The organism is Roseobacter sp. (assembly GCF_039970775.1).
In the GTDB taxonomy this organism is placed as follows: domain Bacteria; phylum Pseudomonadota; class Alphaproteobacteria; order Rhodobacterales; family Rhodobacteraceae; genus Roseobacter.
Genome location: NZ_JBDVLG010000054.1, coordinates 31,536 through 44,460 on the forward strand (window position 1 = coordinate 31,536; position 12,925 = coordinate 44,460).

Sequence of the window (12,925 nt, forward strand, 5' to 3'; positions counted from 1 at the left end):
TACGCAGCGAGATATACTGATTTCGCGGCTCGTTCCAGTCTTTTGCTGACCCGCGTCTGTTCGTTCAACCCAAGGTTTCAAATCCGTGGAAAGCATCTTGCCGTCAGTGTAGGTTTAGTCAAATTACGTGGGACAAGATTCGCACCCTGCGAATCCACACGACCAGAACACTTTTAAGGGGGACGCGATGGCCGGCTCAGTGAACAAGGTAATTCTCATCGGCAATCTCGGGCGCGACCCCGAAGTGCGCAGTTTTCAAAACGGCGGAAAGGTGTGCAACCTACGGATTGCGACATCAGAGAATTGGAAAGACCGCAACACCGGCGAGCGCCGCGAACGGACGGAATGGCATTCAGTTGCGATTTTCCAAGAAGGTCTGGTGCGGATCGCAGAACAATACCTGCGTAAAGGTTCCAAGGTTTACATCGAAGGCCAATTGCAAACGCGCAAGTGGCAAGATCAATCCGGTCAGGATCGGTATTCCACCGAAGTTGTTTTGCAAGGCTTTGGCGGCACGTTGACCATGCTCGATGGTCGCGATGGCGGCGGCAGCATGGGCGGCGGTGGAGGCGGTGGCGGATCCATGGGATACGATGATCGTGGTGGCGACAACTATGGCGGCGGCAGTGATAGCTACGGTGGCGGCGGATCCAACAGTCCCTCCCCATCACGAGACATCGACGACGAAATCCCGTTCTGAACGTAACAAACTCTGAAAATGTAGATTTGTATGAATAACGCTATGTGATTCGTACTTTTTTACATTTTCTGTCGATTCCCGAATCAATTTCCATCCGGAATTCAGAAACAATAAAAAGTATAGACTTTTGACTACTCAACCTCATACGGATATGTGTGTCAGTAGGTCGGTCACCGCCCAAGTTAAGCGCTCCGGGTAGCATTGCCCAGAAATGCAAAGACCACAAATATCGTAGCGTTTCTGGCTAATGCAGTTTTGATACACAATAGGTTCACCCCATCTCTTCAGACGCTATGCCCTTCTGGTACCGAAGTGATTGCAATACTGCTTGCTACTTCGCCATCCAGTCCCACCAAATCGACCGCCTCGCTATCAAGCAAGCACAAAGAGACCACGGCACTTGTTGTCCCTCTTAATGTAGTGGAACGCTTCTTCGGCGCTCATGGCAATCAGCCCATAGATGTATAGCGGTTTCATCAATTTGGTTTAATTACTGTCGGCCCAACGCCGTTACATACTCATTCTTAAGCTTAATGTTCGTCTGAATTCACATCAATATATCATCGGCGGAGCAAGACGCGCCTATGTTGGTGGCTACATGATTGTCAAAGACTATGTTCGTGCACAAAAACGCGGCTCACGGGAGATATTTGTTCCATTGAGCCATCTCCCAGGGCATGGGCAGACGGACTTTGGCGAAGCGTTGGTTATTATCGGCAGGGTCACACAAAAGGCATGCTTCTTTGCGTTTGATCTGCCGCGCAGCGATACACGTTACATCCGGGCCTATCGGCGAGGCAGGCAAAAGCGCCACCATCGCAGCCAATGAGTGAAAGATCGGAACGCTGGAACGTGAGCGGATGAATATTGCGGGAAACTGACCGGAACCTGCATTCAGTCAGACTGGCCTTTACAGAGCGTCTCGGCTATTGACACATAACAGGACCTATAACTCCGCAAGCATCTGTTCTATATATATTTTTTGTAAATTTTGTCAATAAATGCAAAATGATGCATTTGAGATCAATCGAACCTACACCGTACAGTTGGATGGTGCCGCTTCACAAAACGGGTTTGCAAGCTTCGTGCCCACATCTAAAAGGATCACCCTGACTATGCTGGATGATCCTTTTTTCGGAACTTTTGGCCGGTCCACTGTTGGTGGACAGAACGCTCTCTTAAAAGAACGCTTCTGCATTTAGGCCAATTGTCATCGCGCCGACCACAGCCCCGGTATCGGGATCAGTCAATGACACTGACACTTGGCCTTGGTAGGTTTGCGAGCTTTCGTCAAATTCGATGGCATCGACAAAAATTTCGCCCGGCCCAACACCGTAGGTCTTGGCGTGTTTGTCTTCGTCGCCCTGCCAATAGTCAGACGTCACATCGCTGGCGCCTACGTTCAGACCCTGAGCGTTCATAACAAACAGTTCCGTGATTTGCCCACCAGAGGCCGCGACATGTTCCGACAGGAATGTGGACAGGTCGTTGTTCATCACCTCGCCAATCAAGGGCTGATCCGCTTGACCAACCTCGCCGCGCCACTGTGTATCAAGCTTTAGGATGTCATCTTCTGTGAAGCCGGCGGTCTTTTCGTTCTTCGCCTTTACCGCTTCAATCACCTCTGGGCTCGCAGCCCAGCTCATAATTTCAGTTTCCACAAAGGCCTTCATCGAAGGGGGCGCGTCAACGGCGCTCGCAATAGTCGCCAAAATCAAAAGTGGGATTGCCAAAACAAAGCTACGGATCATTTAGAGTGTCCTTTTATTACACAAAAAGCACTAAGCCGAAGCTCAGGTCTTTAATGGTATCCCGCAACTCCTTTAACGATTGGTAAAATTCTACTCCGCGCCCAGAAACCCTGTTGCCACAACAAATTTTTCGGAACTATCTGACCGCGATGCAGGCGGTTTTATATTCGCAACCTTGGCGAATCGTTGCTTTAGCAGCTTTTGCAATTCACCTTCGGCCCCCCCCGCCAGCACTTTGGCAATGAACGTGCCGCCATCATCCAAAACGTCAAAGGCGAAATATGCAGCCGCCTCACAGAGCGCAATGATGCGCAAATGGTCGGTCTGTTTGTGGCCCGAGCTACTGGCCGCCATGTCAGACATCACAACGTCTGCCTTACCACCAAGCCAGTCCTTCACTTGCAGATCTGCGTCATCTTGCATGAAATCCAACTGATGTAGGTCGCACCCTGCGATGGGTTCCATGTCTTGCAAGTCGACACCCAGAATTGTCCCGACCGCCTTGCCTGATTTTTCGCCAAGCGCGTTCACCCGTTTGACGGCGATCTGGCACCAGCCACCGGGTGCGGCCCCCAGATCCACGACCCGCGCGCCCGGAACCAAGAACCGGTATTTGTCGTCTAACTCCATGATCTTAAACGCCGCCCTGCCCCGGTACCCTTCGGCTTTGGCGCGCTTCACATACGGGTCGTTCAGCTGGCGTTGCAACCATCTGGTCGAGCTCAGCTTGCGCCCGCGCGCGGACTTTACCTTGACCTTCAACTCACGCTGGCCACGCCCGGACGTGTTCGTACCACGGGGGGTCTTGCCCATCAGATCGCTTCCTCTTCTAATACGCCGTCTGCGCTCATCTGCGCATAGAGCAGTCCTTCGCGAAGGCCCCGGTCGGCGACCGACAACCTATCTGTTGGCCAGCACCGCATCAACGCCTGCAAAATGGCCGACCCCGACATAATCAAGGCCTGCCGGTCTTGGCCAATCCGCGGATCCGCCCGCCGCCCCGCAGGGCCCAACGCCAAATACGACCGGATCACCCTGTCGATTTCGTCGGACGTCATATGCAGCCCGTCAACCTTGGTCCGGTCGTAGCGCTTTAGCCCGAGATGGCTGGCAGCGACAGTCGTAACTGTGCCGGATGTTCCAACGATCTGGAATTTTGCATGGGGTTGCGTATCGTGGTAGGGCGCGAAGTCTGCGAGGTTTTCCTCGAAAAACCAGCTCATCAAGGCAAAACGCGCCGCATCATCTTCGACGTCGCTAAACTGGTCCCGCAGGGTCGCAACCCCCAAAGGCACCGAAATCCAGTCGACGACCCGTGCGGCCGGCAAATCCGACACCGCCTGTTGAAACCCGCTGTGCAATCGCATGATGGCATGGGGCCGGTCGTGCGACGGTACATCTTTGAGATCGATCCACACCAATTCGGTGGAACCACCGCCAATATCCACGACCAGCAGGTTTTCGGTGGTGCGACTGACCAGAGGACCGCAGGAAATCACCGCAAGCTGCGCTTCTTCTTGCGGTTTGATAATGTCCAACCGCAGCCCCGTCTCGCGGTGCACACGCCGCAGGAAATCGTCGGAATTCAACGCGCGACGGCAGGCTTCGGTTGCCACCAGCCGCATACGGCGCACTTTGTTGCGGCGCAGTTTTTGCTGGCAAATTCGAAGCGCCTGAATGGTGCGCGCCATTGATCCGCGCGACAATCGCCCGGTTTTCTCGAGCCCTGCGCCCAATTGCACAGACTTCGAGAAACTATCCACCACATGAAAACCGGCCCCTTTGGGTTGGGCGATCAACATACGGCAGCTATTGGTTCCCAAATCCAACGCGGCATAAAGCTCGTTGGATCGGGGCCGAACTGGCGCGGGGCTCAGAGCCGACGTTTTTTCGAGCGCGCCCGCACCTTTGGGACGCTGTGGCGCCATCTTATGCGCCTTTCATTTCGAGTTGCTATAAGAGTAGTCTGACATGCGCGCTGGCGCAAGCGCTGGTCGTGCGTTGTTATAATGTCGTTGCGGCGGCGATATCAGTGCGGCTCACGGTCATCATGAGGATTATGGCGACCCCTGCCCCTCGTGGACCATGTCGGTTTGCGATATATTACAGAGGTCGCGGACGGTGGGTGTTTCGTCGAAAAACGGCCTTGGGAACGGGCTATGACCCGTTAGACAGGCAACAACAGATCAAGGGGACTCAGCCGATGCCTGATGTTACGATAGTATATTGGCGCGATATTCCGGCCCAGGTGATTGTGGGCAAAGGGCGCCGGGGGTCTAAACGACCACTGCCCGAGCGGTTTGAGCAAGCCATTGACCGGGTTGCCATGAAGGTCGGTGCAGGTGACAGCGACGCCTATTTGGCCGAATGGCGCAAAGCGGCCCCTTTTGCCGTCGAGGGCGACCCAGAAGAGATTGCCGACACGCAGGCCGCCCGTTTGGATGCGGAATACGACCGCGACCGGATCAAGGCCTTGATCAGCACAGATGGCTGGGCCTAACCCCTGCCCCGTTTTTTCGACCCATTTCTTATCCGAAAGGACCGCCTGATGGCTTTGCTGAACTTCAAAAAGAAGGGCACCAGCCCACGCCCCCCCGGCACGCCCCAGGTCCAGGCGCTGTTGCAAGACTATTCTATAGAAGTCATGCCGCGCACCGCCGAAAAAGTCGAGAATTTCCGCGATCTGTTGCCCGCTGGCACGCGCGTTTACATCGCCCACATCGAAGGCACTCCAATAGACGACATGGTGGCCACCGCCAAACGGCTGCACGCGGATGGGTTCCCCGTTATGCCGCATTTCCCCGCGCGCATCATCAAAGACAAAACCACGCTGGCCGATTGGATCGCGCGGTATCAAGGTGAGGCCGACGTCAAGCAGGCGCTTTTGTTGGCAGGCGGCGTGTCTGCCCCGCACGGTGATTTCGACAGCTCGATGCAATTGATGGAAACCGGATTGTTTGATCACGCCGGGTTCGAGCGGTTGCATGTGGCCGGTCACCCCGAAGGCAACCGCGACATTGACACAGACGGGTCCATGACCAACGTGACCGCCGCGTTGCACTGGAAAAACGAGTTCCAAACCCGCACCGATGCGCAAATGGCGATTGCCACGCAATTTGCGTTTGATGCCGATCCTATTATTGAATGGGCCGATGATCTGGCCGCGCAAGGCATCACCCTGCCCGTGCATATTGGTGTTGCCGGTCCGGCCAAATTACAGACGTTGATTAAATTCGCCATTGCGTGCGGGGTTGGCCCATCGTTGAAAGTGTTGCAAAAACGCGCCATGGATGTGACAAAATTGCTGCTACCCTACGAGCCCACGCAGGTTGTCAGCGCATTGGCCGCACATAAGGCCGCACATACAGAGTTTAACGTCACCAACGTGCATTTCTTCCCGCTGGGCGGTATCAAGACCAACGCCACATGGGCGACCCAGAACAGTGGGGCCGCGATGGCCTCTGCCAACACCTGACCCAAGGATATTTGAATGACCCGCACCATTGTCGAATCCAAAACCAAAACAGCGATCATCGGCTTTGATCAGCCCTTTTGCGTGATCGGCGAGCGGATCAACCCGACGGGCCGCAAAAAGCTGGCACTAGAACTGGAAGCGGGTGATTTTTCGACCGTAGAGGCCGACGCTTTGGCGCAAGCGGCAGCAGGTGCCACGATACTGGATGTGAATTCGGGTGCGGTGTTCACCAATAAAATGGCCGAAGATACGCGCTATGCCGACAATAATTTTGTTGAACCGCCGTTGATGAAGGAATTGATCGAGCGGGTGCAGGCGGTTGTTGATGTGCCGTTGTGCATCGATAGTTCGGTGCCGGGGGCGTTGGAATCGGGGCTCGCCGCCTGTGAGGGGCGCCCACTGCTGAATTCGGTGACCGGTGAAGAAGAGCGCCTTGATCTGGTTTTGCCTTTGGTCAAGAAATATAATGTGCCCGTCGTTGCTATTTCGAACGACGACACCGGTATTTCCGAAGACCCCGATGTGCGTTTTGCTGTTGCGAAAAAGATCGTCGAGCGTGCCGCCGATTTTGGCATCCCTGCACATGATATAGTCGTTGATCCGCTGGTAATGCCGATTGGGGCCATGGCAACAGCAGGGAACCAGGTGTTTACGTTGGTCCGGCGTCTTCGGGAAGAACTGGGTGTGAATACCACCTGTGGCGCATCCAATATCTCTTTTGGCCTGCCCAACCGTCACGGTGTTAACAACGCCTTCCTGCCTATGGCGATGGAAGCCGGGATGACGTCGGCGATTATGAACCCGATCACGCTGCCAGTGTCTGCGGCCAAGATCGAGGCCAAAAAACTTGAGCTGGCCGCGGCCGGTATTGTGGTGCCGGACGGGATCGATCCTGAACTGTTTTGCCAACTGACGGGTCTTGGATCGACCAAACCGCGCCCGGGCACAGAAATGGAAGCGATTCGTGCAGCCAACTTCCTGACAGACAATGATCCACACGGCAGCGCATGGATCGAATTTAATAAAACTGCGCCCAAACCGGGGCAAGAAGGTCGGGGCCGCGCAGGGCGTACCGGCGGGCGTCGCCGTCGCGCCTGACACAGTGTAACGTGTCTGAATATTAGAAAAACCGGTCATAATTGGCCGGTTTTTTTGTTTTTTGAGGTCTTTTGTGGGGATGGAGATCAGCCGGGCACAAACAATTGCAAAATTTTTCGGCAGGTAACCCCGTCTTAACGGACTGCCCCCTACAACCAGTTCATCCGACCAACACATGGCGTGGAGAGAACGATGCACCGGCAACGATTTGTAACCCTGGGAGAGCCTTATGAGTGAACCGATTCTACTTGCGGCTCGCCTTGACCTACCAGCTGCTTCACAATTGAAAACGACGCTTAAAGACCATGTCGACAGCGATCTCGTATTGGATCTGTCTGAAGTCAAACATTTTGGGTCATTGTGTCTTCAAGTTATTCTTGCTGCAGCGACCAGCGCGGTGGCTGCCGGTAAATCAGTTTCCTTAATTAATGCCTCTGATCGTGTCATTGATCAGCTGCGCGTCATGGGCATGACCCCTGAAACCATTGCACGGGGGCGTACATGAGCCTTGAAATCCTCGCAGTAGACGACAGCCGCACAATGCGTGACATGATCCGTCTCGCATTGCTGCCCGCAGGTTTTACCGTACATACCGCCGACGATGGTGTGCACGGGATCGAGGTGCTTGATGGCATCGCCCCAGATGCGATCATTACTGATATTAATATGCCCAGAATGGACGGTTTTGGGTTCATTGACGCGGTACGAGGACAGGACCAGCACCGCGCAACGCCAATTTTAGTCCTAACAACAGAAGCAGCCCCCGAACTCAAAGCCCGCGCCCGCGAAGCAGGTGCGACCGGGTGGATTGTTAAACCTTTTGATCCTGCAAAGCTCATTAAAGCTCTGCAGATGGTTGCAGGGTAAGGAGCGAACATGTCCGAGTCCAACGACCCAATGGCAGAAATCCGCGCGTCATTCTTTATTGAATGCGAGGAACTGTTAGAAGCCCTTCAAGATGGCCTACAGGCTCTCGACGATGGCGATGATGATCCGGAAACAATCAACGTCGTATTTCGCGCAGTTCACTCTATAAAGGGTGGGGCAGGTGCGTTTGGTCTCGAGGCGCTTGTAAGGTTTGCGCATCGGTTCGAAACCGTGCTCGATGAGGTGCGTTCTGGCCGCATGTCGCCAGACACCGAAGCACGCAAAGTGTATTTCCAGTGTGCGGATCACTTGTCCGACCTTGTCCGTGTCAGCCGCGATGATGGTCCACTTCCCGAAGCCGAAACGGCAAACCTTCTGACATCTCTGAACGGCATCTTGGGTGCCGCTGGTATCGAGGAAGAAGATGAACCGGAAGAGGAAGACATCAACTTCCAACCCGCCGTCCTATCATTTGATCTTGATCTAGGCGGAGATGATAGTGACGAAAGCGGAACTGGGCTCCCACCTCTTGACAGCATTGCTGTAGATAACAGCTCAACCTTTGTCGTTGAATTCAAGCCCGATAATGACCTGTTCGAAACTGGAAACGAACCGTTTCATATGTTGCGCGCCCTAGATGAGCTGGGTGAATGCAGTGTGGTTTGCAACCTAGATGAGTTGCCGGACTTAAAAGATTTAGCGCCTGAAAACTCATACCTTGCTTGGACTGTTGAGTTAGTTACCACCGCAGAAGAAGCAGAAATTTCTGCAGCGTTTGAATTTGTCGAAGGACTTTGCCGTCTGGACATTAAAAAAAAGTCGGCTGAAGGCTTAGCTCCGCCAGCCGGGGCCGAAGCTGGACCGGAAACTATACCTGCACCTGAAAAAGGCAACGATATCGCCGACACCAAAGTCGAACCCCCGTCGAATGAGGCAAAACCTATGAACAATGCCCCACCTCCACCTTCGGCGACACAACAAGCACCTGAAGCAAAACCCAAATCTGCACCGGCTAAGTCTAGCCAACCCCCATCAGCTCCAAAATCGGTTGTTCGTGTTGACTTAGATCGCATTGAACGCCTCGTTAATCTCGTGGGTGAGTTGGTAATCAACCAAGCGATGCTTTCGCAAAGTCTCGAGAGTTCCGGTTTGTCACCCCATTCAGATGCAATGAATGGTTTGGAAGAGTTCCAACGACTAACTCGCGATATTCAAGATAGCGTCATGATGATCCGAGCCCAACCCGTGAAATCGCTCTTCCAGCGTATGTCGAGAATCGTGCGAGAAGCATCCGCTGCGGTAGGCAAAGATGTGCGGCTCCATACCGAAGGCGAAGGCACAGAGGTCGACAAAACAGTTATTGAACGACTTGCAGATCCTCTTACGCACATGATCCGAAATGCAGTCGATCATGGATTAGAAAACTCCGAAGATAGAGTCGCGGCTGGCAAACCAGAACAAGGTCGGGTCAATTTAAGTGCCGCACATAGATCCGGACGGGTTGTGATCGAAGTGTCAGACGACGGTGGCGGCATCAACCGCCCCAAAGTTCTGCAGATCGCGACAGAAAAGGGACTGGTATCTCCAGAGGCGACTCTTTCCGATACTGAAATCGATAACCTCTTGTTCCTTCCTGGTTTCTCTACAGCGACCGTTGTTTCGGACCTTTCAGGACGAGGGGTTGGAATGGACGTTGTACGCACCTCAATCCAAGCATTGGGGGGGAGAATATCAATCTCATCAACTCCCGGTGAAGGTACGACGTTTTCGATTTCATTGCCGTTAACACTTGCTGTCCTTGACGGGATGGTAGTCCAAGTTGCGGACGAGACTCTCGTTCTGCCATTAAACGTAGTCATTGAGACACTCACGTTGACAAATCAAGATGTGGAAATGGTGAAGCCCGGCGCACACGTCGTACGAGTTAGAAGTGGGTTTGTCCCCTTGTTCGATTTAGCTAAAGAACTCGGATACCGAGCGCCTGTAGAAGACTATGAAGGCTCCGTTGTACTTCTGATTGCGCATGAGGACGGCAGTCGCGCTGCATTGATCATCGATAGCATACAAGATCAGCGCCAAGTTGTGATCAAAGGCCTAGACGATAGTTTTTATCGAGCGCCAGGGATCGCTGCTGCAACTATACTGGGCGATGGTCAAATCGCCTTAATTCTAGATACATCGGACATAATCACGAATGCGATTGGTGCAACCGGTGTTTCTAGTTCTCAAACCAACTTAGGAGTGACGGCATGAGTGAAAAAGAAACATCAACCTCAATCGAGCTGCTAACTTTCCAACTTGCAGATCAAGAGTATTCCCTTGACATAATGTCGGTCAGAGAAATACGAGGTTGGACTAGAACCACGCCACTACCTCATGCACCGAGCTACATGAAGGGAGTGATTAACCTACGTGGAACTGTTTTGCCCGTTATGGATCTATCTGAGCGCTTAGGTTTGAAGCCACAAAAACAAACTGAGCGAAATGTTATCATCGTCGTTAACCATGACGACATCATGACTGGTCTACTCGTCGATGCAGTTTCGGATATCATAGCACTGACCGACGACGATCTGCAACCACCGCCAGAAATGCAATCTAGCTCTGCACCGAACGTGGTCAGCTCTCTAACACTTATTGATGAGCGGATGATTCGTGTCCTAGATCTAAGCTCCATTGTAGTTTCTGTTCAGAGCAATGCAGCGTAATGACCTCCAACATCAAAGATAAACACATTGATCCGGCGAGTTTCAAAGCTATAGCGCAACTAGCTTATCGAGAGTGCGGTTTGCAACTTGCAGCGGAGAAAATGTCTATGATTCAATCCCGCCTGCGGCATCGTCTTAGGGCTTTGGACATTGCAGACTTTGAAAAGTACAGTTCATTTGTTTGCTCAGAACAAGGGCGCGATGAGCGTCGGCATATGATATCTGCATTGACTACCAATGTGTCGCACTTTTTCCGTGAAAACCATCACTTTGAAGTGCTGCGTTCGACACTCACCAATGATCTGATCCCCAAACTAAAACTTGGACAATCAGTTAGGATTTGGTCGGCGGGCTGCTCGAATGGACAGGAGGCGCTCTCCATCGCTATGACAGCCTTAGATTGCAATCCAGAAATACTCGACCTAGATTTCCGGATACTAGCGACTGATATTGATCCTAAAGTTATTGAGTTTGCGCAGAACTCTACTTACCCCGAGAGGTTGACTACAGGAATTCCAGAAAGTTTTCTAAAACGTTTCTTTAGTAGCCAGGAAAAAGGTGGAGAAATTCACTTTCAAGCAATTGAAAAAGTTCGAAAACTAGTATCATTTAGAGAGTTGAACTTGATTTCAAGCTGGCCCATGAAGCAAAAAATGGATGTAATATTTTGTCGTAATGTTGTTATTTATTTTGATTCAGAAACTCAAAGTCACCTTTGGCCTCGTTTTCATCAAGCGTTAAAACCTAAGGGTTATCTTTTTCTTGGCCACTCGGAGCGAATAGTAGAGCCTCAAAATGTTGGCTTTAGCACTGAAGGACCAACTGCATACATGCGAACTGATGCAACTACATCAGCAATGTCAAAGGAACACTAAATATGTCACTGCGAGATCAAATTAGAATCATGGTTGTCGATGACATGTCTACCAGCCGAGGTTTGATCACTCAGGCGTTGGATGCATTTGGAATTCGAAATGTATCAACTGCGGAAAATGGAGTAGATGCCTTGCAAACCCTTGCGAGCCATCCCGCACATCTGGTGATTTCCGACTATAATATGCCTCAAATGGATGGCCTTCAATTACTACATCAACTTCGTAGTGGCGCAAAAACAAAAGGCGTTGGCTTCATTCTTATCACAGGGCGTGCAGAACAACAAATCATTGACCACGGGAAAAAGCTAGGCATGAACAATTATCTAAAAAAACCATTTGAGCATGCTGACTTGCGAAACTGCATCGAAGCTGTAGTTGGTAGACTATAGATGCCTGAATCTGATCCGGTTGATGAACCGAGCTCTAAATTACAGTTTCGAATTTCATCGCATTTAGATAGTCTTGCCGAGCAAGTGTTCTTGTTAGAGGAGACGATTGGAAAGACACTTGGAAGCAGAGAAACATTAGATCAAGAAACGATATCAAATCTCCAGAATTTGGATTTCCTTCGGCAATCCTTAGAAGATTTGGCTTTACTCACATTAGCAATGAGTGAAATAGACACTGTTTCGCTCGAAGAAAGCACTCTGAATTATTTTTGTGGCAAGGTAAAACTAAAGGTGACGAAAGCGCTCATTGGTGATAAACCCTTTCATTCATTTGGCTCAGAAATCGATGGAGAACAAGATTTTGATCTATTTTAGATCATCGTCTGTTGCGTATAGCTTACAGGAAACAACTTCCCCCTCGTAGAATTCGTTTATTTGGGTTTTCTCTACTTGGACTTTAGTCTCCCATTTTTGAGGTACTACCCAAACGTTCTTCCCCCTGGGTAATCCCCCCATTTTTAATGAGGTACAGCGGTAGAATTCACGCGGCTGTTTTCAGTTTCATGGCGGTTGTCAGCCCGCCGATGCCCATGTTGGGTCGCTCGTTGTTGTAAGTCCAGAGCCATTCAATCGCCTGATCCTGTGCCTCCTCAATCGTTTCGAAGATATATGAGGCATTGCCCTGCTCCCGATTGGGTCCGCTAATTTAGGTTAGTTCTGTTCAGGTTTTGGTCTTCTATTGACCGGTTAGCATATTCCGCTGGTGTCAGACCAGCGAGGCTTGTGTGTGGCCGGTGGTGGTTAAAATCGATGTGCCATGCAGTGATCAGTTTATGGGCATGTCGCAGGCTGCCGAACAGGTGCTCATTGAGGCATTCATCTCTCATACGGCCATTGAAGCTTTCCACGAACCCATTCTGCATTTTGGACCTGTCGCGCTTTTGTGCCGCCGTCTGGGATTGTAGAAGCCGTTGATGTATTCGAAGATGGCCATCTCAGCTTGCCGGCGTGTTTCCCATGACCGTCGCCAGATCAGTTCGGCCTTGATCGTTTTGAAGAACG

15 protein-coding genes and 3 pseudogenes are annotated in these 12,925 nt (G+C 51.7%); 12 read left to right on the forward strand and 6 right to left on the reverse strand.

Going from position 1 to position 12,925, the window contains the following annotated elements; all coding sequences use genetic code 11:
* Positions 1 to 187: 187 nt before the first annotated feature.
* On the forward strand, positions 188 to 700 hold the full coding sequence (gene ssb / locus ABJH13_RS15290; protein WP_348407087.1) for a single-stranded DNA-binding protein: 513 nt from the start codon (positions 188 to 190) through the stop codon (positions 698 to 700).
* Between the two features lie 583 nt (positions 701 to 1,283).
* Positions 1,284 to 1,490 (forward strand): annotated as a pseudogene (locus ABJH13_RS15295) (IS21 family transposase); the annotation flags it as partial.
* Positions 1,491 to 1,878: 388 nt separating this feature from the next.
* On the opposite strand, the gene ABJH13_RS15300 reads toward ABJH13_RS15295, so the two are convergent.
* The 3 genes from ABJH13_RS15300 to ABJH13_RS15310 form a co-directional block, all read right to left on the reverse strand.
* Complete coding sequence (locus ABJH13_RS15300) at positions 1,879 to 2,451, reverse strand: hypothetical protein (RefSeq protein ID WP_348407088.1); 573 nt, start codon at positions 2,449 to 2,451, stop codon at positions 1,879 to 1,881.
* A 90-nt stretch (positions 2,452 to 2,541) separates the two neighbouring features.
* The gene (locus ABJH13_RS15305) at positions 2,542 to 3,264 is read right to left on the reverse strand and encodes an RlmE family RNA methyltransferase (RefSeq protein WP_348407089.1); all 723 of its coding nucleotides are present in this window, start codon (positions 3,262 to 3,264) and stop codon (positions 2,542 to 2,544) included.
* Positions 3,264 to 4,379, reverse strand: a complete 1,116-nt coding sequence (locus tag ABJH13_RS15310; protein ID WP_348407090.1) for a Ppx/GppA phosphatase family protein — start codon at positions 4,377 to 4,379, stop codon at positions 3,264 to 3,266. The genes ABJH13_RS15305 and ABJH13_RS15310 overlap by 1 nt, the downstream gene beginning before the upstream one ends.
* A 275-nt stretch (positions 4,380 to 4,654) precedes the next feature.
* On the opposite strand from ABJH13_RS15310, the gene ABJH13_RS15315 reads away from it, so the two are divergent.
* The 10 genes from ABJH13_RS15315 (at position 4,655) to ABJH13_RS15360 (ending at position 12,238) form a co-directional block, all read left to right on the forward strand.
* Complete coding sequence (locus tag ABJH13_RS15315; protein ID WP_348407091.1) at positions 4,655 to 4,951, forward strand: virulence factor; 297 nt, start codon at positions 4,655 to 4,657, stop codon at positions 4,949 to 4,951.
* A 48-nt stretch (positions 4,952 to 4,999) separates the two neighbouring features.
* Positions 5,000 to 5,926, forward strand: a complete 927-nt coding sequence (locus tag ABJH13_RS15320) for a methylenetetrahydrofolate reductase (RefSeq protein ID WP_348407092.1) — start codon at positions 5,000 to 5,002, stop codon at positions 5,924 to 5,926.
* Positions 5,927 to 5,941: 15 nt separating this feature from the next.
* Entirely contained in the window at positions 5,942 to 7,024 is a 1,083-nt protein-coding gene (locus ABJH13_RS15325; protein WP_348407093.1) for a dihydropteroate synthase, read from the forward strand.
* Between the two features lie 229 nt (positions 7,025 to 7,253).
* On the forward strand, positions 7,254 to 7,529 hold the full coding sequence (locus ABJH13_RS15330; protein ID WP_348407094.1) for an STAS domain-containing protein: 276 nt from the start codon (positions 7,254 to 7,256) through the stop codon (positions 7,527 to 7,529).
* Positions 7,526 to 7,891: a response regulator gene (locus tag ABJH13_RS15335; protein ID WP_348407095.1), complete on the forward strand. Its 366-nt coding sequence runs from the start codon at positions 7,526 to 7,528 to the stop codon at positions 7,889 to 7,891. The genes ABJH13_RS15330 and ABJH13_RS15335 overlap by 4 nt, the downstream gene beginning before the upstream one ends.
* Positions 7,892 to 7,900: 9 nt before the next feature.
* Entirely contained in the window at positions 7,901 to 10,144 is a 2,244-nt protein-coding gene (locus ABJH13_RS15340; RefSeq protein WP_348407096.1) for a chemotaxis protein CheA, read from the forward strand.
* Positions 10,141 to 10,599 (forward strand): chemotaxis protein CheW, encoded by a 459-nt coding sequence (locus tag ABJH13_RS15345; protein WP_348407097.1) that lies wholly within the window; start codon positions 10,141 to 10,143, stop codon positions 10,597 to 10,599. Before ABJH13_RS15340 ends, ABJH13_RS15345 begins: the two co-directional genes overlap by 4 nt.
* Positions 10,599 to 11,474, forward strand: a complete 876-nt coding sequence (locus ABJH13_RS15350) for a protein-glutamate O-methyltransferase CheR (protein ID WP_348407098.1) — start codon at positions 10,599 to 10,601, stop codon at positions 11,472 to 11,474. Before ABJH13_RS15345 ends, ABJH13_RS15350 begins: the two co-directional genes overlap by 1 nt.
* Before the next feature lie 2 nt (positions 11,475 to 11,476).
* Complete coding sequence (locus ABJH13_RS15355) at positions 11,477 to 11,863, forward strand: response regulator (RefSeq protein WP_348407099.1); 387 nt, start codon at positions 11,477 to 11,479, stop codon at positions 11,861 to 11,863.
* Positions 11,864 to 12,238 carry a hypothetical protein gene (locus tag ABJH13_RS15360; protein ID WP_348407100.1) on the forward strand — a complete coding sequence of 125 codons (375 nt, stop codon included), beginning with the start codon at positions 11,864 to 11,866 and terminating at the stop codon, positions 12,236 to 12,238.
* 166 nt (positions 12,239 to 12,404) lie between these two features.
* On the opposite strand, the pseudogene ABJH13_RS15365 reads toward ABJH13_RS15360, so the two are convergent.
* The 3 genes and pseudogenes from ABJH13_RS15365 to ABJH13_RS15375 all read right to left on the reverse strand — a co-directional run.
* Positions 12,405 to 12,533 (reverse strand): annotated as a pseudogene (locus tag ABJH13_RS15365) (IS3 family transposase); the annotation flags it as partial.
* Positions 12,534 to 12,564: 31 nt separating this feature from the next.
* Positions 12,565 to 12,786: pseudogene (locus tag ABJH13_RS15370) on the reverse strand (transposase); the annotation flags it as partial.
* On the reverse strand, positions 12,747 to 12,925 hold a 179-nt coding region (locus ABJH13_RS15375), incomplete at its 5' end, for an IS3 family transposase (protein WP_348407103.1). The gene ABJH13_RS15375 and the pseudogene ABJH13_RS15370, both read right to left, overlap by 40 nt.

What these genes read in the sequence shown, in the direction of transcription:
- ABJH13_RS15305 (WP_348407089.1), bottom strand. Translation starts at nt 3,264, where the DNA reads ATGGGCAAGACCCCCCGTGGTACGAACACGTCCGGGCGTGGCCAGCGT.
- ABJH13_RS15360 (WP_348407100.1), top strand. Translation starts at nt 11,864, where the DNA reads ATGCCTGAATCTGATCCGGTTGATGAACCGAGCTCTAAATTACAGTTT.
- ABJH13_RS15320 (WP_348407092.1), top strand. Translation starts at nt 5,000, where the DNA reads ATGGCTTTGCTGAACTTCAAAAAGAAGGGCACCAGCCCACGCCCCCCC.
- ABJH13_RS15355 (WP_348407099.1), top strand. Translation starts at nt 11,477, where the DNA reads ATGTCACTGCGAGATCAAATTAGAATCATGGTTGTCGATGACATGTCT.
- ABJH13_RS15340 (WP_348407096.1), top strand. Translation starts at nt 7,901, where the DNA reads ATGTCCGAGTCCAACGACCCAATGGCAGAAATCCGCGCGTCATTCTTT.
- ABJH13_RS15350 (WP_348407098.1), top strand. Translation starts at nt 10,599, where the DNA reads ATGACCTCCAACATCAAAGATAAACACATTGATCCGGCGAGTTTCAAA.
- ABJH13_RS15335 (WP_348407095.1), top strand. Translation starts at nt 7,526, where the DNA reads ATGAGCCTTGAAATCCTCGCAGTAGACGACAGCCGCACAATGCGTGAC.
- ABJH13_RS15325 (WP_348407093.1), top strand. Translation starts at nt 5,942, where the DNA reads ATGACCCGCACCATTGTCGAATCCAAAACCAAAACAGCGATCATCGGC.
- ABJH13_RS15345 (WP_348407097.1), top strand. Translation starts at nt 10,141, where the DNA reads ATGAGTGAAAAAGAAACATCAACCTCAATCGAGCTGCTAACTTTCCAA.
- ABJH13_RS15330 (WP_348407094.1), top strand. Translation starts at nt 7,254, where the DNA reads ATGAGTGAACCGATTCTACTTGCGGCTCGCCTTGACCTACCAGCTGCT.
- ABJH13_RS15315 (WP_348407091.1), top strand. Translation starts at nt 4,655, where the DNA reads ATGCCTGATGTTACGATAGTATATTGGCGCGATATTCCGGCCCAGGTG.
- ABJH13_RS15310 (WP_348407090.1), bottom strand. Translation starts at nt 4,379, where the DNA reads ATGGCGCCACAGCGTCCCAAAGGTGCGGGCGCGCTCGAAAAAACGTCG.
- ABJH13_RS15300 (WP_348407088.1), bottom strand. Translation starts at nt 2,451, where the DNA reads ATGATCCGTAGCTTTGTTTTGGCAATCCCACTTTTGATTTTGGCGACT.
- ssb (WP_348407087.1), top strand. Translation starts at nt 188, where the DNA reads ATGGCCGGCTCAGTGAACAAGGTAATTCTCATCGGCAATCTCGGGCGC.